At 48.8% G+C, this 26,819-nt stretch carries 28 protein-coding genes and 1 pseudogene; all 29 read right to left on the reverse strand.

Annotated elements, in window-relative coordinates; translation table 11 throughout:
* Positions 1 to 42 precede the first annotated feature (42 nt).
* Entirely contained in the window at positions 43 to 495 is a 453-nt protein-coding gene (locus FMM72_RS07565) for an FMN-binding protein (protein WP_162221040.1), read from the reverse strand.
* On the reverse strand, positions 489 to 2,489 hold the full coding sequence (locus FMM72_RS07570; RefSeq protein WP_162221041.1) for a methyl-accepting chemotaxis protein: 2,001 nt from the start codon (positions 2,487 to 2,489) through the stop codon (positions 489 to 491). Before FMM72_RS07570 ends, FMM72_RS07565 begins: the two co-directional genes overlap by 7 nt.
* Positions 2,490 to 2,533: 44 nt before the next feature.
* The gene (locus tag FMM72_RS07575; protein WP_160208227.1) at positions 2,534 to 3,019 is read right to left on the reverse strand and encodes a chemotaxis protein CheD; all 486 of its coding nucleotides are present in this window, start codon (positions 3,017 to 3,019) and stop codon (positions 2,534 to 2,536) included.
* A complete protein-coding gene (locus FMM72_RS07580) occupies positions 3,016 to 3,639 on the reverse strand; it encodes a chemotaxis protein CheC (RefSeq protein WP_160208226.1) in 624 nt (207 codons plus the stop codon). The genes FMM72_RS07575 and FMM72_RS07580 overlap by 4 nt, the downstream gene beginning before the upstream one ends.
* A 14-nt stretch (positions 3,640 to 3,653) precedes the next feature.
* A complete protein-coding gene (locus FMM72_RS07585) occupies positions 3,654 to 4,469 on the reverse strand; it encodes a flagellar hook-basal body protein (protein ID WP_160208225.1) in 816 nt (271 codons plus the stop codon).
* A 34-nt stretch (positions 4,470 to 4,503) separates the two neighbouring features.
* Positions 4,504 to 5,268: a flagellar hook-basal body protein gene (locus FMM72_RS07590; RefSeq protein ID WP_160208224.1), complete on the reverse strand. Its 765-nt coding sequence runs from the start codon at positions 5,266 to 5,268 to the stop codon at positions 4,504 to 4,506.
* Positions 5,269 to 5,275: 7 nt separating this feature from the next.
* On the reverse strand, positions 5,276 to 6,049 hold the full coding sequence (locus FMM72_RS07595) for a sigma-70 family RNA polymerase sigma factor (RefSeq protein WP_162221042.1): 774 nt from the start codon (positions 6,047 to 6,049) through the stop codon (positions 5,276 to 5,278).
* Positions 6,050 to 6,175: 126 nt separating this feature from the next.
* Positions 6,176 to 8,236, reverse strand: coding sequence for a flagellar biosynthesis protein FlhA (gene flhA, locus FMM72_RS07600; protein WP_160208222.1), 2,061 nt, complete (start codon positions 8,234 to 8,236; stop codon positions 6,176 to 6,178).
* Between the two features lie 2 nt (positions 8,237 to 8,238).
* Positions 8,239 to 9,282, reverse strand: a pseudogene (gene flhB / locus FMM72_RS07605) (flagellar biosynthesis protein FlhB); the annotation flags it as partial.
* A gap of 50 nt (positions 9,283 to 9,332) precedes the next feature.
* On the reverse strand, positions 9,333 to 10,061 hold the full coding sequence (locus FMM72_RS07610) for a flagellar biosynthetic protein FliR (protein ID WP_243157740.1): 729 nt from the start codon (positions 10,059 to 10,061) through the stop codon (positions 9,333 to 9,335).
* Positions 10,062 to 10,100: 39 nt separating this feature from the next.
* Positions 10,101 to 10,364: a flagellar biosynthesis protein FliQ gene (gene fliQ, locus FMM72_RS07615; protein ID WP_162221044.1), complete on the reverse strand. Its 264-nt coding sequence runs from the start codon at positions 10,362 to 10,364 to the stop codon at positions 10,101 to 10,103.
* Between the two features lie 25 nt (positions 10,365 to 10,389).
* Positions 10,390 to 11,202, reverse strand: coding sequence for a flagellar type III secretion system pore protein FliP (fliP, locus tag FMM72_RS07620; RefSeq protein WP_160208219.1), 813 nt, complete (start codon positions 11,200 to 11,202; stop codon positions 10,390 to 10,392).
* Positions 11,195 to 11,590: a FliO/MopB family protein gene (locus FMM72_RS07625; RefSeq protein ID WP_162221045.1), complete on the reverse strand. Its 396-nt coding sequence runs from the start codon at positions 11,588 to 11,590 to the stop codon at positions 11,195 to 11,197. Before FMM72_RS07625 ends, fliP begins: the two co-directional genes overlap by 8 nt.
* A 12-nt stretch (positions 11,591 to 11,602) precedes the next feature.
* Positions 11,603 to 11,971, reverse strand: a complete 369-nt coding sequence (locus FMM72_RS07630) for a response regulator (protein ID WP_160208217.1) — start codon at positions 11,969 to 11,971, stop codon at positions 11,603 to 11,605.
* A gap of 48 nt (positions 11,972 to 12,019) precedes the next feature.
* On the reverse strand, positions 12,020 to 13,357 hold the full coding sequence (gene fliN, locus FMM72_RS07635; protein WP_160208216.1) for a flagellar motor switch protein FliN: 1,338 nt from the start codon (positions 13,355 to 13,357) through the stop codon (positions 12,020 to 12,022).
* A gap of 9 nt (positions 13,358 to 13,366) precedes the next feature.
* Entirely contained in the window at positions 13,367 to 14,356 is a 990-nt protein-coding gene (fliM, locus tag FMM72_RS07640) for a flagellar motor switch protein FliM (RefSeq protein WP_162221046.1), read from the reverse strand.
* A gap of 11 nt (positions 14,357 to 14,367) precedes the next feature.
* Entirely contained in the window at positions 14,368 to 15,351 is a 984-nt protein-coding gene (locus FMM72_RS07645; RefSeq protein ID WP_160208214.1) for a flagellar motor protein MotB, read from the reverse strand.
* A 14-nt stretch (positions 15,352 to 15,365) separates the two neighbouring features.
* Positions 15,366 to 16,214 carry a motility protein A gene (locus FMM72_RS07650; RefSeq protein WP_160208213.1) on the reverse strand — a complete coding sequence of 283 codons (849 nt, stop codon included), beginning with the start codon at positions 16,212 to 16,214 and terminating at the stop codon, positions 15,366 to 15,368.
* Positions 16,215 to 16,256: 42 nt separating this feature from the next.
* Positions 16,257 to 16,445, reverse strand: a complete 189-nt coding sequence (locus tag FMM72_RS07655) for a flagellar FlbD family protein (RefSeq protein WP_162221047.1) — start codon at positions 16,443 to 16,445, stop codon at positions 16,257 to 16,259.
* A 153-nt stretch (positions 16,446 to 16,598) separates the two neighbouring features.
* A complete protein-coding gene (locus FMM72_RS07660; protein ID WP_162221048.1) occupies positions 16,599 to 18,263 on the reverse strand; it encodes a flagellar hook protein FlgE in 1,665 nt (554 codons plus the stop codon).
* A 77-nt stretch (positions 18,264 to 18,340) separates the two neighbouring features.
* Positions 18,341 to 18,745 (reverse strand): TIGR02530 family flagellar biosynthesis protein, encoded by a 405-nt coding sequence (locus tag FMM72_RS07665; RefSeq protein ID WP_160208211.1) that lies wholly within the window; start codon positions 18,743 to 18,745, stop codon positions 18,341 to 18,343.
* 21 nt (positions 18,746 to 18,766) lie between these two features.
* The gene (locus FMM72_RS07670; protein ID WP_160208210.1) at positions 18,767 to 19,528 is read right to left on the reverse strand and encodes a flagellar hook assembly protein FlgD; all 762 of its coding nucleotides are present in this window, start codon (positions 19,526 to 19,528) and stop codon (positions 18,767 to 18,769) included.
* 21 nt (positions 19,529 to 19,549) lie between these two features.
* Positions 19,550 to 20,653 carry a flagellar hook-length control protein FliK gene (locus FMM72_RS07675; protein ID WP_162221049.1) on the reverse strand — a complete coding sequence of 368 codons (1,104 nt, stop codon included), beginning with the start codon at positions 20,651 to 20,653 and terminating at the stop codon, positions 19,550 to 19,552.
* A gap of 33 nt (positions 20,654 to 20,686) precedes the next feature.
* On the reverse strand, positions 20,687 to 21,145 hold the full coding sequence (locus FMM72_RS07680; RefSeq protein WP_162221050.1) for a flagellar export protein FliJ: 459 nt from the start codon (positions 21,143 to 21,145) through the stop codon (positions 20,687 to 20,689).
* A gap of 43 nt (positions 21,146 to 21,188) precedes the next feature.
* Complete coding sequence (gene fliI / locus FMM72_RS07685; RefSeq protein WP_162221081.1) at positions 21,189 to 22,493, reverse strand: flagellar protein export ATPase FliI; 1,305 nt, start codon at positions 22,491 to 22,493, stop codon at positions 21,189 to 21,191.
* Positions 22,494 to 22,522: 29 nt separating this feature from the next.
* Positions 22,523 to 23,302: a FliH/SctL family protein gene (locus FMM72_RS07690; protein ID WP_257431096.1), complete on the reverse strand. Its 780-nt coding sequence runs from the start codon at positions 23,300 to 23,302 to the stop codon at positions 22,523 to 22,525.
* A 1-nt stretch (position 23,303) separates the two neighbouring features.
* The gene (fliG, locus tag FMM72_RS07695) at positions 23,304 to 24,314 is read right to left on the reverse strand and encodes a flagellar motor switch protein FliG (protein ID WP_160208206.1); all 1,011 of its coding nucleotides are present in this window, start codon (positions 24,312 to 24,314) and stop codon (positions 23,304 to 23,306) included.
* 1 nt (position 24,315) lies between these two features.
* Complete coding sequence (fliF, locus tag FMM72_RS07700; protein ID WP_162221052.1) at positions 24,316 to 25,908, reverse strand: flagellar basal-body MS-ring/collar protein FliF; 1,593 nt, start codon at positions 25,906 to 25,908, stop codon at positions 24,316 to 24,318.
* Between the two features lie 68 nt (positions 25,909 to 25,976).
* Positions 25,977 to 26,276 (reverse strand): flagellar hook-basal body complex protein FliE, encoded by a 300-nt coding sequence (fliE, locus tag FMM72_RS07705; RefSeq protein ID WP_160208204.1) that lies wholly within the window; start codon positions 26,274 to 26,276, stop codon positions 25,977 to 25,979.
* Positions 26,277 to 26,819 lie beyond the last annotated feature (543 nt).

The raw sequence follows: 26,819 nt of genomic DNA on the forward strand, positions 1-26,819 counted from the left end.
AAGAAAACCCGGCGTACGCCGGGTTTTCTTTTTATTTTTGGCTCAGTCACCGGTATCAGTCGATACAATGGCAACCTCGGAATTACCCGCCTTTGCATTTTCCAATGCAGATGCAGCCAACTTTGTAAAGGTTTTATATGATGAGGATGCACCTGCAATCGCGTCAATCTGATTGACATCACCTGATTGCAGGAAGCTGGCGGCATATGTACGGGTATATTGATTCGGATATGTACCGGCTATGCTATTCATTTGGCGCATATATGCCATATCCCACGATTTAATATAGCCGCTTGCATTTTTTGCATTGTATTCTACCGACACAAGCTCTCCATTGCTGACGCAAAGCGTTACAAATTCCTTCCACCCGTGACTATATTCCGCCATCTGCGCAGTATAATAACCATCCTTTAATGAATCAGTGCGTTTGCCGCAACCGCCCAAAGACAGAATCACCGCTGCGGCCAATAAAACTGGTATGATCCTTTTCAGCATATTGATTCCTCCATTTGTTTGGCGCTCTGCGTCTGTCTCAGATTGAAGCGCCCCGCGATATCCTGCAAAGCCTGCGCCTGCTGCGTCATCTCATGGCTGGCAGCGGCAGCCTGCTCGCTGGCGGACAAGTTTTGCTCGCCAATATCGGAAATGGCGCCGATATCCTCCGCCATACCGTCCAATGCAGTCTTTTGCTCCTGCACAAAATCAACAAGGCCATCCATGATTTTGGAAACATCATGGGAGATATCCGCAATATCAGACATTGTTTTAGCAGTCTGCTGCGCATATGTATAACCCTCATCAACTTGCTCCTGTGAATGCTCGAGCATCTGCGTCGCCTTCTGTGCCGATTCGGAGCTTTTTTCTGCCAGGTTGCGTACCTCCTGTGCAACCACCGAGAAACCTTTACCAGCCGCGCCAGCCCTGGCCGCTTCCACAGACGCATTGAGCGCCAGAATATTGGTCTGGAACGCAATGTCCTCCATCAATTTAGATATCTTTCCGATTTCATGCGCATTCTGGTTGATCTGATCCATTGATTGCAGCATCTGCTTCATCTGCTGATCACCATTGTCAAGCTGTGCTTTCACTTTACCCATCAAAGCTTCCGCCTGCTGTGCATGATCGTTAACCGCATTGATATTCTGCAAAATTGTCTCTGATTCCGCTTTAAGCCGCATAACGGAATGTGCCTGCGTCTCGGATGAACTGTTCACAGTCTGCGCAGAATTGGCCACGCCATGCGAAGCGATTAAGAGCTGCTCCGAAGCATCCTGCAATTCATGCATAGCGTTGTTCAGGAAAGATATAATCCGGTCGAGAGACTCTTTCATAACTACAAAATCGCCCTGAAACTGACCTTGAATCTGGACATCAAGGTTTCCATTGGAAATTTGTGTAAGTGCATCGCGCAATTCAGACAGATAGCCATTGATATCCACAATCGTTTCACGCAACGCATGTGAAAGCGTTTCCACCTCGTCATTCGTTCTGACCACATCAGTCGAACTGGTAAGGTCACCATGTGACAAAAGTTGAATTCTATCTGTTACATTTCCAAGCGCATGGGCAATCCGGCCGGAGAAATTCCGGATTCGCAAAACCAGTATGAACAGCATTGCCACTGTAATCAGCAATGTAATCTGAAGCGCGCCGTTTCCCGCGTCCATAAACTCCGACTGCGGAACCGTGATTGCAATCGACCAATTGGTGCCGCGTACAGGCGCAAACGTCATGTAACAGGCTTTTCCATTGATATGGACACGGGACGCGCCGATCTCACCTGTCATTGCACGTTCAAAAAGATTTTTGAGTTTGTCGCCGCCCGAATAGGCCGTATATATGTTTTCCTGTGCTCTGACTTTTTCCGCACTAGAATGCGCCATCAAAACGCCGTCTTGATTGAACATGAGGGCGCGACCTGTATAGCCGATATTAATATTGCTGACGACATCATTAAGCACATCATATTTATAATCGCCAACCAAATAGTATGCCACCGTTCCATCGGCATCGGTGACAGGCGTACCAATTGCAACCTGCAAATTTCCCGCATTGACCGATGTATCGTCAACAACCAAGCCGCCCGTTTCCTTCATATGCCGATACAGCTCACGCTGGGAAATGTCTGGCGCACCATCGCCATAGGATGTATAAAGCTTTCCATCGGGCGTATAAAGCGAAAGAGATATAAATTCTATTCCTGAGGCCGCATTCTCCAACAAAGCCTTCTTTTCATCTTTTGTCGTGCCGGCGTCTGTAAAAGCTCGGTTATCCGAAATCATAAAGACCCGGTCAGACAATACATGCAGATTCGCCTCGACTGCCTGTGAAGCGGTCCGCACCAGAGGCTGCATGACATCCAGCAGAATCAAATTTGTCATAATGCGGGATGTCAGAAATAAAACACAAAGAAATACAACCGATAAAATCATGACCATCGAAACCGTGTTCATAACAATTTTTTTTCGGATGCTTGATATCTTACGCATCTTCCTCATCTCCCCTGCACACTCAACTTGGCAGCTCTAAGCCGCTACCAGACCCATTCCCCTTTGTTAACTGATTTAATGCGCATTGTGCCATCTGCTGCATTAAAGTAAAGCGTGCGGCCATAATTTTTTCCTGTATCGTCTGCAATGATCGGAATGCGCAACTTGGCCAGAGTCTCCTTTACCGCAGCAATATTGCGCTGACCGATATTGGAAATTGAAGAATTTGTAACTGCCGCAAACATTTGTGCTCCGCCGGCAATTTTAGCCTTCATACGCACAGACCGGGCACCGGCCATTTCCATCTTTTTTACAAGCAAAACAATTGCCGTGTCTGCAAACCGATATGCCTGTTTTGGATCATTGTTCAGACTACTGGAGGGAAGCATAATATGGGACAACCCTGCCAACTTTATTATTGGATCATACAGACAGATCCCTACGCAGGACCCCAAGGCGTATGTCACCAGGATATCCGGCGCTTTCGCTATATTCAGGTCGGATATACCTACCGTGATGGTCTTACTCATAAATCTATCCCCAGATTTGTCATTATTTTCTCAAGGGATTCCATATCCGGAATCATCAGGATGTGACTGGAAGACTGCTCCTCATCGCTGTTAAACGCATCACCAATAAAAATAATTTTATCGCTGATATTTGCATAATAAATCGCAGGCACACTGATAATGGCGCCCAGCATATCAATACTGACATCCGGCACCGAAATATTGATGTTGAGCCCTGTCATGGACGCGATTGCGTTCACATAGGAACCCGCCATTATATTTGCGACTTCTTTCATAGCGGAATATTCCATTTCGCCAAGCTCCGCAAAGCTTTCCAACGACTCGCCAAGCAATGCATTCAAGGTTATATGGGCAAACTCTTTTTGGAGCAGAAACATAATCATACCATTCACATCGCCCTCCAAAAAAAGCAACATGCCAATAATCATAGTTTCCGGCCCGCCTAGCTCCTCTGTAACCGCTCCATAATCAAGAATTTTAATTGTGGGTACGGCAATATCCACCCTGCGCGCAAGCATATCCGACAGAGAGGTGGCAGCGTTCCCAGAGCCGATATTTCCGATTTCACGCAATACGTCGAGATGGATATCGTCTAATTCACCATAATCATGAATCGCCATTCGCAATCCTCCTATTATCTCAAATTATTAACGGTGTCTTCAATTTGATCCGCTGTCTGCACCATCTTAGCACTGAACTGGAATGCCCTTTGACTGACAATAATATTTGCCATTTCTTCCGACAGATCAACCGCGGACTGTTCGAGCATCCCCGTTACAATGGTATATGGACGCGAAGCGCGCGACGAAGCTTTAATGACCGTAGGCGCCCCGGAAATAGGCGTTTCACGGAAACCGCCCGTATTCGGCTCAAGGCCATAAGGATTCGGGAAAATATAAACGCCGACTTCATCCTGAAGATGTGCCAGATCAAATTGATTGTCGCTCCCACGTTCCAACTTGATGCGTTTCCCACTTGCGTCGAGCACATAGGAGCCATCCGTTGCAACAAGATAACCCGATGTTCCTTCGATGCTGATATCAAACGCACCATTTCGTGTGTATTCGGTCGTACCGTTGGCACGTTCAACAGCAAAAAAGCCATCCCCTTTGATCGCCATGTCAAGCGGATGCTCCGTTTGCAGCAGGTTGCCCGGGCGAAATACCAAATCCGAATAGGCAAGACGCACGCCATGCCCCTGCATATGAATGCCGTCCGCGTCGGTCATGCCGCCAACTCCGTTTTCTGCATCTTGTGCGCCAGCGTCGCCACCCGCATTTACAAGCGCATCGGTATTGGTCCACATCTGCGTATACAAAAGATCGCTGAAGGAAGCCCGCGACGGTTTATACCCGACTGTATTGACATTGGCCACATTGTTTGAAATAAGGTCCATCTCCTGTTGGTAGGCAACCAATCCGGAGACGCCATTATAAAAAGCAATATTCATAGCGCCATACTCCTTTTTGTAAATTTCAGCTCAATTAAAGCGCCGCAATCTGTGTGGCCGACTTCTGATTGATCTTGTCTAGTATCTGCAAGGCCGAACTGCACGCCTGGAAGGTCCTCTGCGCTTCCATCACAAGCGCCATTTCACGATTCGGATTGATGTTGGACCGCTCCGTCCAACCTTGAACAATCATAACATCGTCGCCGACCTGTGTGTTCGCCTCCATATCCTGCGTCGTATACATCCCGTTTGCGTCAACCTCAAGCTCCGCATCCTGCGGCGGAACCGTGATGAGCACCTTATCGACCAGCTTGCCTTTTTCATCATAGATATCGCCATTGTAATCGACTGTAAAATTGGCCGTATCAAGCTGGATAGGCCCTTTTTCTCCAAGCACCTGTCCGTGGCCGCGTAGCACCAACATTCCTTCCTCGTCAACATCGAAGTTGCCGTTTCGGGTCAAATACTGGCGTTCATTGCCCTGTGCGTCGGTTGTCAAAATATTAAAGAAGCCTTCGCCATTGATTGCGAGATCATAAGGACGTCCCGTTTCCTCCAAAGAACTTGGATCAAACAGAGTCGGAACATCCGATACGATCCGCACTGGCGCGCCTGTACCGATTGCGCCGCTCGCACCCTTTTCCAGGCGCACGAGATATTCATCCTCAAACGTCGTGCTGACGACACGTGAAGCGCGAAAGCCGGGCGTGCGTGCGTTCACAAGGTTATTCGTGAGAACATTGAGCGTGCGTTCCTGCATCAGGACGCCCGATGCCGCTGTATAAAATCCTCTCAGCATAGTCCATTCAACCTTTCATATATTGTTCAAGCTTGTCACGCAATTTTTGAATCAGCTTTCGATTGATCTGACCGATGCGCTGCTCGCTGACGCCGAGTACGCCGCCTATCTCCTTCATTGTCAAATTCTCATAATAATAAAGCGACAGCACATGCCGTTCCTGTTCATTCAAGCTGTCAATCGCCATACCAAGCTGTTCTCGCAGTTCCTTGGCGTCAACACATCCTTCAGGGTTGACGATTTCGCCCTCCATCGGCCACAGCATATTCTGGTTCTGTGGTCCGTCGGCCAACAGCGCCTCATAGGAAAATATGCTTTCGCCTGACATCTCATAGATACACTGGTCAAATTCCTGTTCGCTCATATCGAGCTGCTTTGCCATCTCGGAACGTGTTGGATTACGTCCCAGCTTCATGGGCAGGTCATTGTATGCATTGTTGACGCGGATTGCATTGTGACGCACGCGGCGGGGCAGCCAATCCTGCTTACGCACATAATCAATAATCGCACCCTTTACCTTTGTAAACGCATAAGTCGAAAACTTAACACCGTGGTCCGGATCAAACCGGTCAACGCTGTCAATCAAGGCGATCACCCCTTGATTGACCATCTCCTCAATTGTAGCATATTTATGAAACATATTGTTCATTTCGATCGCAACCGACTTTGCTATGTAGCTATAATGCATCACGATCCTGTTGCGCAACTCCTGGGAGCCAGTTTCCTTATAAAGGCGCATCAGTTCTTCCGGATTCTCTTCAATCTGCCGCTCCTCCTGCAACGCAGTGTTCAGTTTCCAACACTCCCTTCACAGCAGGCTTTTGCCGGCGCATAATTTCACTTGCGCTCCAGCTAAAGCCGCCTGTCAGATTTTTTGGCGGCCTGCGCCGCCTTGTGTCGAAAAGACTTAAATCGTGATGTTGCCCAACGCCTGTATTTTAGCGTCGGAATCAATTTCGCTGAAAGATAACACCACCGTATTCAGGTAGAATTGATCAACCAGCTTTTTGAAGTAGACGCGGACAATCGGTGATGTAAGGATAATGGGGACCTGAACCAGATCCTTGATCTTGTCGATTTCCCGCGTTGTCGCAGTGATGATATTTTGAATCGTCTGTGGGTCAAGCGCAAGGTACGAGCCGCTTTCCACCTTCTTGACAGCGCCCATGATCTGATTTTCTATATTCGCGTCAAGGCTGATTACCTTGAGCTGCCCCGCCTCGGCAAAGCGATGTGTAATCGTGCGGCGCAGCGACTGGCGCACATATTCTGTCAACATGTCAATATCCTTGACTGTTGCTCCATAATCGGCGAGCGTTTCGAGGATTGTTTCTGTATCACGGATTGGAATGCCTTCGCGCAGGAGATTACACAGAATCTTTTGCAGGCTGCCAATCGATACAATCGCCGGAACCGTATCGTTGACAATCGCCTCGTTTGTCTTACGCAGATTGGCGAGCAGATTGTTGATCTCCTGACGATTCAACAGCTCATACGCATGCGCCTTAACGACCTCCGACAGATGCGTAATAATGACTGAAGTCGGATCAATGAGCGTATAACCGGCCAATTCAGCCTGGACACGCTTATCCTCACTGATCCATTTTGCCTGGATACCAAAGGCCGGCTCAACTGTTTCAATACCGTCAACAGAATCCTCCCCATTTTCCGGTATCAGTGCCAGATAGTGGTCAACAAGTACCTCGCCCTGTGCGACCTGCTCACCCTTGATATTGACAGCATACTGATTTGGATTAAGCTGTCCACTGTCCTTCAAACGGACCGACGGGAATACCATACCCATTTCCTGTGCAAACTGCTTACGGAACATAACAACACGATCAACAAAGCTGCCTCCGCTGTTTTCATCGACAAGCGGAATTAAGCTGTAACCAAATTCCATGGAAACCTGATCAACATTGAGCAAGCCGTAAACATTGTTAATATCTTTATAAAACGAAGCTTCGTTTGTAACCTCCGCAACCGGCGCCGGCGCGCCCCCTTCTGCACTGGCCCCCTCTGGCTGCGCCACCGGCGAAGCACGGCGCTGAAGCAGAATACCAAGTGCCATCAACAGCACTGACATCACAATGACCTGCTTTTTGGGGAATCCAATGAACGTTGTCATAAACATCGCAATGGATGCCATAATAAGCACCATTGGCTGAGAAAAGAGCTGTTTAGCAACATCCTCGTTAAGGTTCGATTCTGATGCGGAACGGGTAACAATCATACCAGTCGCTACTGAGATCAACAACGCAGGAATCTGCGACATCAATCCATCGCCCACCGTAGCGGCCGAATAGATATCCATAATCTGTGCAAAATCACCGACCCCTGTGACGAAACCGACGATGATACCGCCAATTAAGTTGATCAGGGTCGTAATGAGCGACATGATTGCGTCGCCTTTGACAAATTTTGTAGCACCGTCCATAGCGCCGAAAAAGTCGGCTTCACGCTGAATTTTTGAACGGCGAATGCGTGCCTGCGTCTCATCGATCAAGCCGGAGCTGAGGTCGGCGTCAATCGCCATTTGCTTTCCGGGCATCGCATCGAGCGTGAAACGCGCAGAAACCTCAGCGACACGCTCGGAACCCTTAGTGATAACAATAAACTGGACCAAAACGATAATCAGGAAAATCACCAGACCAACGACGACATCGCCCTGAATCACGAACTCACCGAATGTTTTGACAACCTCGCCGGCATAACCGCCATTCGTCAAAATCTTTCGAGTGGAGGAAACGTTCAGCGCCAACCTGAACAGTGTGGTAATCAGAAGCATCGAGGGGTAGATTGAAAATTCCAACGATTCCCTGATGTACATGGTCGTGAGCAGGATCACGAAGGAGATCGTCAGATTGGCAATGAACATAAAGTCCAACAGCCATGTCGGAAGCGGGACGATCAGCAAAGCTATTACGGCGATGACAAACGCCGAAACCGCATTGTTAAAAAGCTTCAAATCTACTTCAAATCCTTTTTCTTCAAGTTATAAACGAACGCCAGCACTTCAGCAACCGGCTGGTAAAACTGCTCCGGGATTTCCCGGTCCAGGTCAACCGTTTCATAGAGGCCGCGTGCCAACGGCTTATTTTCCATTGTTATGATGTCATGCTCCTCAGCGACCTTGACAATTCGCAAGGCCAAGCTGTCCATACCTTTTGCAATGACAACAGGCGCATGGTTCTGATGCGGGTTATATTGAATCGCCACTGCATAGTGTGTCGGGTTTCGGATAACAACATCCGCATTTGGCACATTCTGCATCATGCGCTGACGTGCCTGCTGTTGCTGACGCTCCTTGATTTTCCCCTTTACCTGCGGGTCGCCTTCCGTCTGTTTAAATTCTTCCTTTAATTCCTGCTTACTCATGCGCAGGTTCTTTTCGAAGTCCCACCATTGATAGAGGTAATCAAATCCTGCGACAAATACCATCACAATCGCTGCTGTTTTAGCAATATCAAGAATGATGCTTCCCGTAAAAGCCAACACCTGTTCGAAGGACATGTCCATCAGGCGGGGCATGAAGAAAAACCGTTCGCCAAGCGAACTATAGATGATGTAACCTAAGATGATAATCTTAACAATCGATTTTAAAAGCTCGACAACCCCGCGCAGAGAAAACATCTTTTTAATGCCCTGCAAGGGGTTCATCCTGCTGAATTTTGGGGCGGCAGCCTTCATAGTAAAAAGGCCGCGTGTCTGTGCTACTGTACAGATAATCACAACCAAACCGCAAATCAACAACAGCGGCAATGCAGAAAGTACAAAAAATACGCAGCCCTGCATAAAATAGATGCGTATTTCCTGCATACCAACGCGGTCGATCGATGAAGTTATGCCAATAAACGATGTCAGGGCACGTTTAAGTGTTCCATATGAGAGCGGCCACAGCAGTTGAAATCCATAAAAAGTCGTTATCAGCGAAAAAACGACGACGATCTCACGGCTTTGAAGAACATTACCTTTTTTTCGTTCGTCCTTTCTTCGCTTGGGTGTTGCCTTCTCTGTTTTCTCCCCCGCCGTAGCTTATCCCCCCTTTTCGACGTTTCGTTATATCAGCCTGTAAAGGTCCACAGAACCTTTTGAATACATTCCAACATATAATTCATATAATTGTCCAAAAATGATGAAAGCGGAGCTGCAAAGATCAAAAGCATCATCAGGCTAAAAAAAACTTTGAGCTGAAAATTGATTACAAAGACATGAATCTGCGGGATCAGTTTCATCAGAATACCGAGCGACACCTCCAACACAAACTCCACTGCGATAAACGGCAGAGCCAAACGAAGCACAAGCGAAAACGCCTCGATGAACAGATCGGCTATATAACCGGAAACATACGGTGAAAAGGGCGTAAAGCCTGCTGGAATGATCTGAAATGAAGTCGCAAAAATACGCACAAGCAACAGATGGCTATTTGTTGCAAAGATAAACAGAGTGAATAAAATATTCAGAAAATTTCCGGAAACCGATACCTGCATATTCGTACCAGGATCAAACACCTTAGCCATCGACAGACCAAACTGCATATCCATCAAGTCGCCTGCAAAAAAAAGCATATAATAAAAAATTTGAAATACATAACCACAGGCGAAGCCAACCAAAAACTCCTTGAGCATCGCCAGTACAAGCGTCATTTGATCCATTGGCGCAACTGTCAGCCCTGGAGCAATCAGAAACGTCAGCAACGCAACCAGCCCTGCGCGTACAGCAGCGGGCACATTGCGCCGGGACAGAAGCGGATTGGTCCCAATCATCGCGGCCATTCGGACAAATACAAGCATATATGCGGGCAGTCCCGCCATCACAGAATCAAGCATAGGTTAAAGCGTTGGAATCATGCCGAACAAGTTCCGCATAAAATCCGAGAGCATCGTGATCATCCATGGTCCCAGCAGCAGCAGCAGCAGCGCAATCGCCACAACTTTGGGGACGAAGGTCAAGGTTTGTTCATGGATCTGTGTCGCCGCCTGGAATATCGCGATCACAAGACCAATGATAATACTGATGGCCAACAGCGGTCCCGCCAGCTTAAAAGCCAGAATGATCGCCTGTTGAAAAATGCCCATCACCTGTTCCTGTGTCATGCGTCCCCCTCCTTATCGGCTATTTTCATCTGAAACCACGCACAAGATTCCCAAGCAGCAGGCCCCATCCGTCTACCATAACAAACATCATGATTTTGAAGGGCAGAGAGATCATAGACGGCGGAAGCATCACCATACCCATGGACATCAGCGTACTTGATACCACCATATCGATGATCAAAAATGGGATAAACAACACAAAACCGATCATAAATGCCTGTTTCAGCTCGCTGGTGATAAAGGCTGGAATCACAATCTCCATTCCCAATTCTGTCAAATCTTCTGGGATAGTAATCGCTTGTTCGGGCGGCCGTTTTTCATTTGCAATGGAAAGGAACAGGTTGACATCATCAGTACGTGTCTGGCGGATCATAAATTCCTTCAGCGGCCTGATCCCCCGTGTTATCGCCTCCTCCTGGGTAATCTCACCTTGACGGTAGGGCTGATATGCTTCCTCGTTGATCTGCCCGATCACAGGAAACATGATAAACAGCGTTAAAAACAACGCGAGGCCAATAAGCACCTGATTCGGAGGCGTCTGCTGAATTCCGAGCGCATTTCGCAAAAACGACAACACGATAATGATACGCGTAAAACTCGTCATCATGATCAGGATCGATGGAGCAAGGGCGAGCAGCGTCACAACAAACAGCATGTCAATAAGACCAAACGCGTTGCCCGATACATCACCGCTTCCAAGATCCACCGTCACCATCGGCGCCGCATGTGCGGTGATTGTACAGCACACAATCAATAACAAGCCCGTGATCAACGATGAAAGCAAAAAGCGCCTGAGATGCTTTTTCAGCGCCCGTTTTTCCCGTTTCACTTTATCCATCCATTTTATCCTTCTCATCCTTTGACTTTGCGCCGCGTCCATTTTTTAAAAGCGCCTGAAACATCGCCGAAAAATCGGCATGGGTCTCCGGCGCAGCGGACCGCTCCGGAAAAAGGGAAGCATCAAGCTCTGTGATCAGCTCAACATGATGCGCTGTCGCGCCCAGCAGCAGAATCTTTCCTCCTGTTCTGACAACAAACAACGCCCGGTCTGGTCCAAATGCGACCCGTTCCAGTACCTCGACATACCGGCCACCGCTGGCTCCAGTGGTTCCATAACGCCGGCCGATATACTTTGTAGCAAAATATGCGAGTACCAGGATCAATATGAAGATGACCAATGCGCCGATCATAGATAGAACACTTTGTAACTGGTTGGCAGTCTCCATGTAGCGCTCCAGTTATCCCAGAATTTTTGAAACAGTCTGTAAAATACGATCCGGCTTAAAGGGCTTTACGATAAAGTCAAGCGCGCCAAACTGGATCGCCTGGACGACCATCGCCTCCTGCCCCATCGCGGAACACATGACAACCTTTGCGCCGCCGTCGAGCGCCTTGATCTCCTGTAGCGCCTGGATTCCATCCTTATTCGGCATTGTAATGTCCATAATCACAAGATCGGGATGCTCCTTTGAAAACGTATCAACAGCCTGCGCGCCGTCTCCGGCTTCAAGCAGATTCGTATATCCCGCTTTTGTCAGGCAATTTTTGATGGTCATACGCATGAACGCGGCATCATCAACCAACATAATTTTACTGTCCAGACCCATATTCGAAAACTCCTTTTAATCAAATGTTATTGATAAATCAGAAACCGTTTAAACGGCATCTTCTTTCAGACTCTCCATCAATTCCTTCGTACCGACAATCTCGGTAATCCGCACGCCAAAATTATCATCGATTACCACAACGTCACCGCGGGCAAGCAGGCGGCCATTTACAACAATATCGACTGGCGCTCCTGCCTGTTTATTCAACTCAATGACCGTTCCCTGACCAAAATCAATGATGTCTTTAATCTTCCGCTTTGCTTGACCAATCTCAACCGAGACATCGAGCGAAACACCCATCAACAGATCCATATTGGCGTTTGATGCTGGCGAATCTGTCTGTTGAATTGCAAATTGTGGGAATTGTGTATTTTGTACATTGATTGGATTCTGCGCAGCCATCTGCGGTTCCTGCATACCATAAGCCTGCTGTGGATATGGCGGCATTGGATACATCGGATAGCCATACGGCATCTGGCCATATGGTGGCATCCCATATGGGGGTTGCATTCCGGGCTGCTGCATCGCTTGCTGCTGCGCGGCCATATCCATAGCGGCCGGCGCCGGTTGCTGCACAACTGGTTGCTGTGCAGGCGCTGGCGGCATGGCCGGCTGGGCAGCTTGCGCCACAGGCGGCTGCGGTGCAGCGGCAGCTGGTGGCGGCTGCATGGCAGGCTGCGCTGGTGCGGCAGGCTGTTCCGGTGCGGCAACGGCCGCTGGCGGCGGCACTGGAGCATGAATATTCTCCAGGGACTCCTGATTATTGCCCATGACCTGTTCGACGATCTCTTTTGCCAGGCTACATGTCATGATGCTGACAAAATCGCTGTTCATAACATCCTGGATATCAATATGGAAGGAAACAGCGACGATCTCATCGCCCTCCTGAACACCGATTGCCTCACGGTAAGAATCCTCTGATACCACAACAGATGCAGTCGGTGTTGAGATATTGACGACACGGTTTAAAAATTCTGAAAGAGCAGTGGCCGCCGCGCCCATCATCTGATTCATAACCTCGCAGGCCGCGCTCATACTCAGCTCATCAAATTCAAAATCGTCAGACGGCGGATCATCGTTGCCCATCAACAGATTTAGAATAATCTGGATATCCCTCTGGCGGAAAACCATCACATTGTTTCCTGAGATACCCTCAACATATTCAATTTTAACGATTAACGCTGGTTCCATCGCACTGTAATCAAGCGTATGGAATTCACGCACATTGACAGTTGGTGTGGAAATATTAACCTGCCGGTCCAACAGGCTGGAGACAGCGGTTGCGGACGACCCCATACTGATATTCAATACTTCGCCGATCGCATCCTGTTCCATCAGACTGATGGACGGCACAGACCCTTCCTTCTGAAGCAATTCTTCACTCATTGGTTTCCCTCATTTCCTGGTTTCTACTATGATCTTATTGAGCTTGATCGCTTTTCTCTTTTTCGTCTCACCAAGCTTCGCCGTAAACCACGGCAGGCCATCCAGCGTTACCCGGACATCATCCGTAATCTTTTTGTTCAAAGGAATGATATCCGATGGCTGCAACTGCAAAATATCCTTCAGATCCATCTTAAACTGATCAAATGTCGCTTTGATTGGAAGGTCTGTGTCGCAGACGCCGCGCAGCAAGACCTCTTTGCGCATTTGTTCTTTTTCAGGATCTATACGCCGGTTTGATTTGGAGTACTTCATGCTGAACTTGTCAATGATTTCCTCCATATTGTCAGCCGGCATGCAGATACTCATCGTTGCATTCAGCTTTCCAGCTTTGATATTGATGACCACGATGATGACCGTGTCCTCTGGCGCAAAGATCTGGAGCAACCGGGAATTGGTTTCAATGCTGTCCAGCGTCATTTTGACTTCGATGCTGTTTTTCCAGGAGTCCTCCAGCTTTCCGACAATTTCCTTAAAAATCGTGTGGATGATCGCCATTTCGATTTCAGTGTAATCACGTGTGAGATTGAAGTCGTCTCCGGAGCCTCCGAGCAGGCGATCCACCAGGTAGAACCCCATCGTTGTTGAAACATCGATGATCATTGTACCCTCGGAATAATCCTCCCCCTCTGGGTCCATCCCCACGATACCAATCAAGGCCGTATCAGGCAGCGCGTTGTTATATTCATAATAGCGTTCCTCATCGATCTGTAGAACCTGCACATCACATCCTATGCGCAAAATCCCTGATAAGTATGAGGAAAGCAGCCGTGAAAACGTCTCATGAAGGCCGTCCATTGCCTTGAGCTGTTCTTTTGTGAACTTCTTAGGCGATTTAAAATCATATTCTTTGATGGTCTGCTTTTCTTCGACAGCGACTTCACCGGAGCTCATTTTCTTCAGCAGTGCGTCTATCTGAGCTTGTGATAATTGCTCTGGCATCTGTTTCGCTCCTAACTGTTTGTTGTACTAACATTCGTATCCGTACCAGACTCGACCGGTGGTGTGGGCACGGCCGCAGCTGTCTGATTATCGGATTCGGCGCCTGAAGCCGCTTCACCCGCTTCACCATCCAAGAACGATTCTTCCGGAATCAAAAGATCATCAACTCCGCCCGACTCGGGGAACTTGGTCGGATCAAACAAGCCCTCGAAAGCCTTATACATCGCGTCGTCCTGTGTCAGGCTAGCCTGATTACTAATGATCATAATATCAACACGGCGATTTTGTTCTCGCCCTTCGGCTGTATTATTGTCTCCTACAGGAAAATTCTTCCCGTATCCCATTGGACGCAGCTTCTTTGGATCAAGACCCTTTTTATCGTCAAGATAAATCGCAATGTTACTTGCGCGTTCGCTGGAAAGCATCCAGTCGGACACCTGGTAGGTTTCGTCGTACAGAACAGCCGCTGTGTGTCCACCGATATTAATAAGCAGAATTTCGTCGTCAACCGCATTCAGGCAATCGCCAAGGAAATCAAGCAGCGGATAAGCATCCGCCAAAATAGCAGCGCTATCTGGCGCAAAAAACAGGTTATTCCGGAACCGGATATAGACCCTGCCGTCCTCCTTGGCAATCTGAACCGAATCCTCCAATCCTTGCGTGCTTACATAGGACTTCAGATATTCATACAATTCATTAAAATCTGCCGGCATCTGCTGATCAATCTGTTCCAGCGACTCTTTGTCGCCAGGAGGCGGCGTATCGCCAGTAGCGGACAGGAGTTCTTCGCCTCTATCCTCTATATCGCCGATGACAACCTGCTGCGTATCCTCGCCAGGATGCGCAAAGGCCTTGACAATCATTTCCCATTTTTCAGCATCAACAGACGACATACTGTACAGCAAAACAAAAAACGTCAAAAGGAGTGTAACAAGATCAGAATATGTATTCATCCATGTTCCGGTATCCTCTGGCGGCCTAACTTTCTTCTTCATTTAATCAACCGCCTTTACTCCTCTTTTTTTCCCTTTTTCCCCTTTTTTCCCGAAAGGCCCTTGGCCGCCAAAAATCCAGGGATCAGCTGTGTCAGCTTTTCTTCAATAAACTTCGGGTTGTCACCTGCCTGGATCGCCTGAACGCCTTCAGCGACGATCATTTTGCACAGATATTCTTCCTCATGACGAACACGCAGCTTATTTGAAATCGGTGTGAAAATCAAATTGGCAAGAATGGTGCCATAGAAAGTGGTAACAAGAGCCAGCGCCATAGCCGGGGCGATTGCGTTTGGATCATCCAGCTGTTTCAACAGGTTGATCAGACCCATCAGGGTACCGATCATACCGAAAGCCGGCGCATAGGCCGAAGCCTTATCATAAAAGGCACGGTCCTGCGCATGGCGCTCATCGAGGTAATCAAGCTCTGTCTCCAAAAGCGTCTTAACCTTTTCCGGGTCGACCGCATCGACAATCAGCATCATGCTGTTGCGCAGGAAGGGGTCGCCCTTCCCCTTCTTCTTTTTGCCGCCGCCATCGTCATCCTGCAATTTGCTTTCCAAAGAAAGCAGGCCGTTGATACGCGCCTCAGTCGCAAGTTCGACAATCTGTGAGATATAATCCTGCGGCACAAACTTTGTGGGGAAAAGAATAATTTTCAGATGGCGCGGAATCTTTTTGAAAATACTGAATGGGAACGACACCATCAAGGCAACAATAACACCACCGAGAACAACCATGACGCTCGAGGCATCGAAAAAGTTCTTGAGGTTATCAAACACAATTCCCTTATCTTTATCAAAAAGGATTCCGAATAAAATAACTCCTATACCGCCGAGCCAGCCTAAAACCGACAAAAAATCCATACGTCCATCTCATCCTCTACACAACATAATTATGGGAATCAATCAAAACCTTTGGTAAATTTTCCGTTTAAAATCAATGGTTTTGTCAATTATCTCCTGTATTGACTCACGTACAATATACAGGTCCCCATTCGTCAGTGAAATCGTCGTATCTGGATTTTCAGAAATGGTTTCAATTAATTCACAATTTAAGACAAATCTTTCGCCTTTGAGCTTGGTAACAACAATCATGGCTCGTTCCTTCTTTCCATGTTTTCTTTCCATCTGCAATAAACAGACATACGATGCGTGTTGACCACGCGCAGGCAAACGGATATGAAGGAACATATCCGTTTGCCTGCGCGCCGAAGGGTCGACCCTTCGGCACGCGGCAAATTGCGAAAGTTAACGTTTCAGATTGATCAGTTCTTCAAGCATGGTATCTGATACTGTAATCAGCCGGGAGTTAGCCTGAAATCCCCTCTGTGTTACGATCATATCGGAAAACTCCTGCGAAAGATCGACATTGGACATCTCCAGCGTGCTGTTTTTCAAAGCGCCGGTGCCGTCCTCACCAGGAACGGCATATTTGGCCTTGCCGGAGTTGTCGGTTGCAGCGAAGTAGCTACTACCCGCCTGGTCAAGGCCCTGCGGGTTATCAAAGTTCGCAAGATCGATACGGCCGACAATGATATCCTTTCCGGCGTTCTGCGCACGGATGATACCATCGGCGCCAATTGCGATACCGGTCAGGTTCATCAGCGACTGCGGGCCGCCCTGGGTGCCGCCTTCAAGCAGGAAATCCTTGCTGCCAAGGCCGATATTCCCGGAAGGCTGTTGCGGCGTTGCAGTGCCGAGCGCCGTGTTTGCCGCCAAATAGGTGTAAGTAGTGACCGGCGGATTCTGCGTATTGTCAACATTCTTTGTACAGAAACCTGAAGGGATGCGAAGATCGAAGCTGTCATTCGGGTCAGTGCCGTTATTATTTACCAGATGCACGCCCGCGGAGTTCGTCAGCTGCGCATATGTCAAGTCCTGATCAATCGTGTAGGTAGCGCCTGTTCCAGCGTCAGTTACAGAAACACCATATGTCTGAGCCGGATCGTCCGGCGCCAAAGTAGCGTCTTTCGGCGTAATCGTGATATTCATCGCGCCATTCGCACTGAACGCAGAGCCGTAATCCTTGACCGCGAAGCCGGTCGGCAGGCCGGTTGTTGCAAACGTAATTTTGCCGCCTGTCGGGCCGTTGTCGCTGTTGACGATCTGTTCGCCGGTGAGTGGGCCGGTCGGCTCAGGATCAGCCGTGATCGAAAAAAGTCCCGCCGGATGCTCCACACCGCCGCGCGCGTCTGTGATCGCCTGATTGACCTCGTCCATAAATTCGGAGAGGCTGTTAAACTGCGCTGTCGGATTGACCTTGACGGCGATGCTGTTGCCATCAACCACAACGCGCACATTTTGTCCGGTCGGCATCGCATTGTCGAGCGAGAAATTGAAATTGACGTTGCCGGCCGTCGTATAGTTTGTGGCGCTCAGGATATACTCGACATTCTGAATGGTCTCGGTTTTGGAACCGGCCATCGCCTCCAGCGGATCGAGCTTCACCTGGATTTTGCTGTTGCCCGGCGCTTTGCCAACAACATCCGGCCCCTGCGTGCCGAGTACAAAGTAACCGTTCAGGTCAATCAGATACCCTGTCGCCTGGTCGATATCGAGCATACCAGCGCGCGTATAGAAGACGTTTCCGTCGCTGTCCTGCACCTGGAAAAAGCCATCGCCCGTAATGGCACAGTCAAGCGGCTGACCGGTCGAAGTCATCGAGGACGGGGTCATCAGCTTATCGATACTCGCAATCTGGGAACCATAGCCGACGCCGGACGGGCTGACACCGCCGCGCGTGGACGTACCAGCCGATGCATTGCGGATATTCTGATAAAACATGTCGCGGAATGTGACGCGGCTCGATTTGAAGCCATAAGTATTGACGTTGGCCATGTTGTTACCGATTACGTCCATCCGCTGCTGGTGGGCACGCATACCCGCCACGCCGGAATACATGGATCTAACCATATCAAAAAATCTCCTTTTTCGGAACCTGCGGGCTTATCAATCAATCAAAGCCCGCGTTGACTCCCATCAAGGTCCAGTCAAACAATCACGGTTCCATTGATATTTGTGATCGCACTGCCGCGCAGATCGTTTCCGCCAAGCGTTGTGATCACAGTGCCGTTTTTTACGCTGACGATAAATGCTGTTGAATCAACAATAATCAGCGTATCGTCCATCCCCTTTTCACGTGCGATGCGCACGCCTTCGTCGAGCCTTGCAAGGCTGTCCTGACTGAGTGCGATACTGCGCTCATGCACGCGTGCGGCCGCATGCTTGGAAAAGGACAGATTACTGGTTTTGGCAACCTGCTCGTCAAGAATCTTTTTAAACGACTCCTGGCTTTGAGAAGCCTGTTCCTTTTGCGGGGATGCTGGCCGCACCGCCGGCGTACCGGTAACAACCGGCATATACAGCCTGCTTTGCATCAGGTAACTGTCCATCATCCCACTCCTTTCATGGATGCTTTAAAACGCCCTGAAATAAACTGCCTCGGACATTTCTCCATCGCCATCTGAATCTTCTTCTTTGTCCGTCTCGTCCTTGCTGGTCGACCCAACACCAGTCACCTCGTCGAGCGAATACCACTCGCCGTCGATCAGCAATTTATAGCCGTCCTCTGTAGAGATTTCCTCAACAATTCCTGTGACGGTATTGCCATCATGCTTCACAGTTACGTTCTTCCCGATCAGTGAAACAAGATATGCTGTCTGGTCATTTTTGTCACCCGCCGGATTCGAAGGGCCCGAAGATGCGGAATTGTTGATCTCCATGATCTGCGAAAGCGAGAACGTCTTTCCATTGACTGTGATCTCATAGGAATTATTGACGAGAGAAATCTTACTGATTGGTCCGGTTTCCTTGATCAGCGCGCCGCTGACCGCAAATTTAGCGGCCGTGACGTTCGTACCGACGAGAGAAAGCGCATAGTTGTTCTTCATATTTGCGGCCAGCTCCTGCATCTGCGACATCGTCGCAAACTGCGCGAGCTGCGTGACATACTGCGTATCGTCCACCGGATTCATGAAGTCCTGATTTCTCAGCTGCGCGACCATCAGGTTGAGAAAATCGTCTACGGAAACGCCCATATCGTTCTTATCCTCAAACACGGCGTTCCATACCTGACCGGTCTGCGTCGTACCCTGCGTGCCGTTTGTCTTTCCGTCCGAATTCATGATATTATTCATCCATTCGTCCCGAAAGCCGCCCGCACCTGAAACTGAAGACATAATTCGTCCGACCTCCCTTCATCAAATGTAGACATCCAGATTGTCATCTTCGACAACCAATTCCGGCTGCATGGAAATTTCGTCGATTGAATCATCCATCCGTGTGCCTCTGTGCGATGTATGCGACTGCTCCCGACCGCCAAACTGCTGGTGGTGGTATCCGTCCTCATTGAAGGCGGCATACTGCGCGGCAGCTTCCGCGGCCTGCGGCGCTACCGAAATCTGTGTGACCTCAGCCTGCAAGGGACGCAACACATTTTGCAGCGCCACAACCTCATTGCTGATCAACCTGGCCACCTGCGGACTTGACGCGAGGATGCTCAATGCGATGCTGTTTTCCTTCTGGACCAGCTTGACTGTGATTTCGCCAAGGCCATCCGGCTTAAGCTTGATGACAAATTCATCCCTGTTGGCCGCATAGTTTTCCTTGATTCCCGTTTCCAACTGTTCCAAAATATTGCGAGTCTCCGGCTGCGGCGTGTGCTCTACCTTTTGAACATTGACAGCCGGTTCAAACCGCCGTGCATCCACCTGAGCCTGCAAAACATCCACATCGATCGGTTCGGAAGTGGTGCGTTCTCTCACCGTGCCCGCCAGCTTTTGCCGCGCCTCATAGACCGCGCTTTGGAAACTTCCCCGGCCCTGCATGAGCGACATATCTGCGCTCTCGCCGTCCTCCGGCTGGCCCATCGCCCGGCGTGTTTCTGAAACAACCTCAAAGACTATCGGTTCTTCCTGCTCGCCCTTGGGTTGTTCCTTCTGCACTGGAGTGGCGATCAAAATATTCTGCTGGCTGTCGTTCTCGACAACAACCACCTGCTCCGGCGTCAGCTCAATGCCCATCTGGTTCAGCAACTCCTGTGCCTGAGGGTTTCCCGAAAGCAAAAACTCCGCCATCATCTGCATGGCAAGATCTGTGCCTTCCTCCTCGTCCTGCTTTTGAACCACGTCTATCTGCTGCATCAGCATCGCAAGATTTTCTTCATCCCCGATCCCGCCGAGCAACTGCTGAATCAGCGCCGCAAAGGCGTCGGAACCGGTCGCCTGCTGTCCAAACAGCTCCCGCAACCCTTTGATCGCTCCATCATTTGCCATAACCGCATTCTGTATTGCCAATTGATTCATTTTTTTCACCTCCTTTCAGTGGATTGTATACGTTTATTCCTGCGCCTGTGACTGGGTCACAATACGCCGTGACGAGACGAATTCCTCTATTTCAAGCTCCTCCGCCTTCATCACCATCTTCTTATATTCCTCAAGCTGCTTATCCTGGAGCTTATCCAGTTTGGAAACCTCCTGCGTCGCCTGCACAACCACCTGCACCTGACGCTTGACTTCCAGCTTTGCCAGCGCCTGCTCCTTTTTGAGCTGCTCAATCTGGCGGCGGATATTGGTCCGCTGCGACTCATACGACAAGAGCTGAAACGCTGTGATCCCACGTTCCTGCTCCTGAAGCATTGTCTCTGAAAGTTTATCAAGCTCCCGCAGCAGCGATTCAATATGGTCGTCGATCTCCTGCTTTTTTTGGCGCAGCAGCGCAAGCTTGTTTTTTTCCTCATCCAGTAGCTGGTCCTTATAATCAAGCATCCGGGCTAAAGTGAATTTGAATTTCTTCATTTTCACATATCCTCCTTCACTCAATCATTTCGACTGCACAAGCCTACTTTATAATATCCAGAATCATCTGGATGGTATCATTAAAATCGACCTTGACATCGACAGCCTGCTGAAGCAGCTTGTTGATCTGGTCAATATGGCGCATCGCCTCGTCAAGCTCCGGGTTGCTGCCGCCTTTATAGGCGCCGATGGAAATAAGGTCCTGATTTTCCTGATAAATTGAAAGCATGGCGCGCAGCCTGCCTGCCGCGAAATTATGCTCTGGTGTGGCAATGCCGGCCATCAATCGACTGATACTTGCAAGTACGTCAATGGCCGGATAATGGTTCTTCATAGCAACCTTGCGCGATAAAACAATATGTCCATCCACAATACCGCGCACGGTATCTGAAATTGGTTCGTTTGTATCGTCGCCCTCGACGAGCACTGTATAAATGCCTGTAATGGAACCATGCTCAAAGTTTCCGGAACGTTCAAGAAGTTTGGGAAGCGCCGAATAAATGGAAGGCGTATAACCGCGTGCGACCGGAGGCTCCCCAACGCTCAATCCAATTTCACGTTGCGCCATGCAAAAACGCGTCAATGAATCCATCATGAGCAACACATCCTTGCCCTGGTCGCGGAAATATTCCGCAATCGCGGTCGCGGTCAACGCACATTTGGAACGCATCATCGCAGGCGTATCGGATGTTGCGACAACAAGTACCGAACGCTTGACGCCTTCCGGACCCAAGTCGCGATTAATAAACTCGACAACCTCGCGGCCGCGTTCCCCCACCAGGGCGATAACATTGACATCCGCCTTGATATTGCGTGCAATCATACCCATCAATGTGCTTTTTCCAACGCCGCTTCCTGCGAAAATCCCCATTCTCTGGCCTTTACCGATTGTTAAAAGGCCATCAATCGCTTTAATACCAATTTCAATCACATCGGTGATGGGAGGACGGTCCATAGGATTGGAATATGTGCCGTTAATTGAATAGCTTTCACCCGATTGAAACACAGGCCCGCCGTCGATCGGATTGCCCAGCGCATCAACTGTCCGGCCGATCAGCTCATCGCTCATGTGGAGTGTCAGGCTTTGGCCTGTCGGAATTACAACGCTGCCAAAACCGATGCCTGTGACATCCTGATACGGCATAAGCTGTACGGAATTCCCCTTAAGCCCGACCGCTTCGGCAAGAATGCTGTTATTTGCGTCAATCTGGATGTTGCAGACATCGCCGATATTGCATGTAACACCAGTCGCTTCCACCATCATGCCGACGATTTTTTTGACCTTTCCATAATGCGCATATAAATCGTTTAGCCTGATCGCTCTGCGATAAGGTGCAATATCCACCACTCCAGCCAAAGCTTCACCTCCCCGGTCCGTTATTTCATCTGTCCGAACAGCTCCCGTACATTTTCAATCTGTACAGGAACAGAGGCGTCAATAACCTCCTCCGGCGTATGCAGTACACAGGCACCCACAGGCGCATCAACCGCCATTATGTCCACACGCGGCCCTCCGGCCGCCTGCTGTGCAAATTCTGTTTCGAGACGCTCAATTAACCCCTGCATCTTATCTGAAACTTCAACAGAAATCCAATCCGCATTTTTGACGGAGGAAACAGCCTGATGAACAAGCTCAATCATCTCGCTGTCATCACGCGCAATGCGCATGTTGAGCACCTTTTCAGCAATGTCCACAGCCAATGTGCTCAGTCCCTCGCTGTATTTCTGAATAAATTGGCGCTGGCGAAGCTGGAGGTCGTCGAGCAGGCTGGAAACCTGCTGCAAACAATCGTCAATGCTTACTTTCATCTGTTCATAGGCCGTTTCTCGGCCCTCCTTAGCCGCTTGCTCCTTCAAGAAAGCGGCATCTTCGCGCGCCTTTTCAAGCATTTCATCGCGTTCCTGGCGGGCACGCCGCAGAATTTTTTGCGAAATCTCCTCTGCATTTTCACGGGCACGCCGGACAGAAAGAAGCTCCACTTCCTGTTCAACAGTATGAACCGTTTCCTCCTCGGGCGCCTCCTGTTCCTGCTCCGAAGCTGATGCCTCAGGATTATCAAAATCCGGCGGGTCGACCGGCTTTAGCTTTGGCGGTGCGGGCATATCCGCAATCAGCACAACGTCGTCAGAACAGACGGCATTGCCCGGCTTAATCACCTTAAGCAATGATCTCATCGTCCTTTCCGCGGGCGATGACAATCTCACCGCTCTCTTCAAGCTGACGAATCACGCCGACAATCTTCTGCTGCGCTTCCTCAACATCACGCATCCTGATATTATGCAGGTATTGGATATCGGTTTCGATGGTTTCGCGCATTCTCGAGGACATATTGTGCAGAATAACCTCCTTGACCTCCTCGTTTGAGGCTTTGAGCGCAATCGCCAGATCCTTTGTATCGACCTCGCGGATGAAACGCTGTACAGCCATGCTGTCGAGATTGGCGATATCCTCGAACACAAACATCAGTTTGCGGATCTCCTCGGCAAGCTCCGGATCATTTTCGGACAACTCATCAAAGACATATTTTTCTGTGCTGCGGTCGACATGGTTCATGATGTCCGCAATGTAAGTTACACCGCCGACCTCCATCTGATCAGTAGAAACAATCGAAGCAAAACGATTCTGCAAGGTTTTCTCAACGATAGCGATCATTCCAGGCATAACGCCGCCCAGATCAGCGATACGCTTAATGACATTGATCTGAAGCTGCTTGGGCAACTCGGCGATGATCATTGAAGCCTGCTCGGAACGCGCATAAGAGAGCACCAACGCAATCGTCTGCGGATGTTCGCTTTGCAGAACCATCTGAAGGCTCTTATAGTCCGCCTTGCGGATAAATTCAAACGCCTGCGTTTTCAGAGACTTGGAAATCCGCGCCATAAATGAAGCAGCCTGATCCGCTCCAAACGCCTTTTCAAGGACATCGCGGGCATAAATGGTGCCGCCCTCGTTGATGACCTTCTGTGTTACGCAAAGCCCATAAAAATCTTCAATGGTTTCCTGCATCTCCTCCTCGGAGAGGCGTTCCATTTTTGCAATTTCGAGGGAAAGCTGTTCAACTTCTTCCTCTTTCAGAAACTTATAAATATCCGAAGCGCGCTGCGCACCAAGAGAAATGATGATGACTGCCGCACGCTGCAAAGCTGTCAGCTTGCTTTTTGTCGCCAAATCAATCGTCCTCCCTCAACATGGAGCTGATAAGATTCGCCGTAATCTCGGGATTCTGCTCCGCAAACGTACGCACTTCCTGCATAATCGCGTCTTCCTTGACATTTTTGCTTGCGAGCGCCTCATTCTGGAGCATTAGCTTGTGCTCAGCAATTTCACGCTCCATCTGGGCCTGACGCTCTTTTTCAGCATCAATCAACGCCTGCTCCGCAGCGTGCACCTTATTCTTTTTCCGCCTGCGCAGAAGCAGAATGATAATCGGAATCAAAATCAATAACAGGAGCAGCGCCCCCGCGCCGATAATCAGCAGGATATTGTTGCCGGCAACGTCATCGTCATCCCCTGTTCCGCTTGTCTGCTGTGTCTCAGGATTAGGATAATCAAGATTCGTCACACTGATGTTTTCCGGTTGGATGTTGACGCTTTTGGAAATCAGATCGGTCAATTCTTCTTTCTTACGATCATCGAATGCCGAATCATTGACGACAACGCCCACAGTCGCGCTCTTTAAAATCGGCTCTCCTTTTTCAATCTGTGTCAGAACATATCCGATATCATAATCTATGCTGTTGCTGTAATCACTTGTTCCTCCATCGCCCGCACCAACCTGGTTTGGATATTTGGGAACGTCGGTATTATTTTCTTCACCCACAAGACCTTCAGCCGCAACCTGGCCATTTTGAGAAAATTGCTCCTCAAAATGCGTCATAACCCCCTTGCCCGTATCCTCAGGCGTGAGCTGACGGGTTTCCGTTTTCATTTTGTCATAGTCAAGCTCCACACGCGCGACAGCTGTTACGCCGTCAACTCCATAGCGCGGAGTGAGTATCCGTTTAATATTATCTTCTATCCCACGCGCGATTTGGCGCTCAAACTCCAGGCGCTTGTCGCTGAACATGGAGGCGCTTTCATCATCGGCCGCTTCCATCTGCACGCCAGTAGCGGCATCAACAACCACAACGTTGTCCGCCGTCAGGTTTGGAATAGAATAAGCCGCCAGATTTTTAACTGCCTGAACACGCTCAGGCGAAAGCTTCGCTTCCTTACGCATTTTAATTGTAATCGCAGCGGTGCTTTCCTCTCGATTATTCTGATCCCATATGTAATTACTTGACTCAGGAATTGAGAAACTCACATCAGCACTTTCAATTCCATCCTGCCCCATCAGGATTTGACGCATACGCTCCTCAGCTTGCATCTTCAAAACCTGACGCTGTTCAAATTCTGATTTCGTCCAACCAGAATTGCTTAAAAAGAAATCATAATTTGGTTCCGACTTCGGGTATCCCTGCGCCGCCATTTCAAATACTGCATTGTCCCAGTCCTCAGTAGGCACTACGACCTGCCCGTCCCTGTTGATTTCAGCCTGTACGCCCATATCCTGCAGCTTTGCGTAAACTTGTCGAGATTCCTCCCGCGTCATGTCAGGAAAAAGGACTTGATTGCCGGACGGACGGTTGAGAACCAATGCAACCACCACGGCAATAACGACAATTCCCACAGCTGAAGAAGCGAATACAATCTTTTTCTTTTTGGGGAGTCCCGTCCAAAATGTTTTTACCTTGGTTACGCTATCTTTAATTTTCTCATTCATTCTGCCACATACCCAACTTTTCCATGATCTTGGGGACCGCGCCGGCCCAGAGCAATGAAATTAAGAAATCAAACCTGCATTTGCATAATTTCCTTGTATGCGCTCACAGCACGTGTGGTCAGTTGAACGGTTGTTTTTACAGCCGTATCGAGCGCGGCCGAATTAATCATCATTGTATGCAGATCTCCGCCCTGTCCAAGCGCCAAATCGATAGAATCCTGCTCGGCCTGCGCTTGGCTTCTACGCAGCTCATCCATAGATTCCTGCAACAGAGATGCAAAAGGGACGCCGGATGCAGAAGAAACTGTCTTTTGTCCTGCACGCATTTCCTCAAATGTTTCGATTGGCTGAATCGGCGCTATAAACACATAAATCATCCTTTCAGCGACATAAACACAGCGGACATCCCTCCTCTAAACGGAAGTCCGCTCTGTTAATGACGCTCTCTTTCTAAATCCACAACGGATCTGTTACCATATTATGAATGCGTTGTGTTTTTTATCAAAGGCAATTATCATTTGTCGCAAAATATACAGATTTATGCCTACTGCACAAGCAAAAAATTGTATATGCAATCTATTAAGCAATTACATGATTCCCTTGAATCCAATACAATCGCCCATTCACAGCTTTGTAACAAAAAATCTATAGATATACTATATATTTTTAGAGCCAAAAAAGCAACCCGTAAAAACTCCATATATACATTTTAGCTCGAAAATTCATGAAAAATTAACAAGATCCTCTTTTATCCGCCCCTTTTTTAGAACAGAAATGTGTTAATACAGAAAAAATATACAGCTTTATGTTAAATATTATATAATTTCTCATAAAAAATGTGTATAAAATGTTTCCAGAAGAAATGCTAAAATCGCTGCGCCTAATATAGAGAACAAGCCCTAGCATAATAT

The organism is Anaerotruncus colihominis (genome assembly GCF_010206195.1).
In the GTDB taxonomy this organism is placed as follows: Bacteria; Bacillota; Clostridia; order Oscillospirales; family Ruminococcaceae; genus Anaerotruncus; species Anaerotruncus colihominis_A.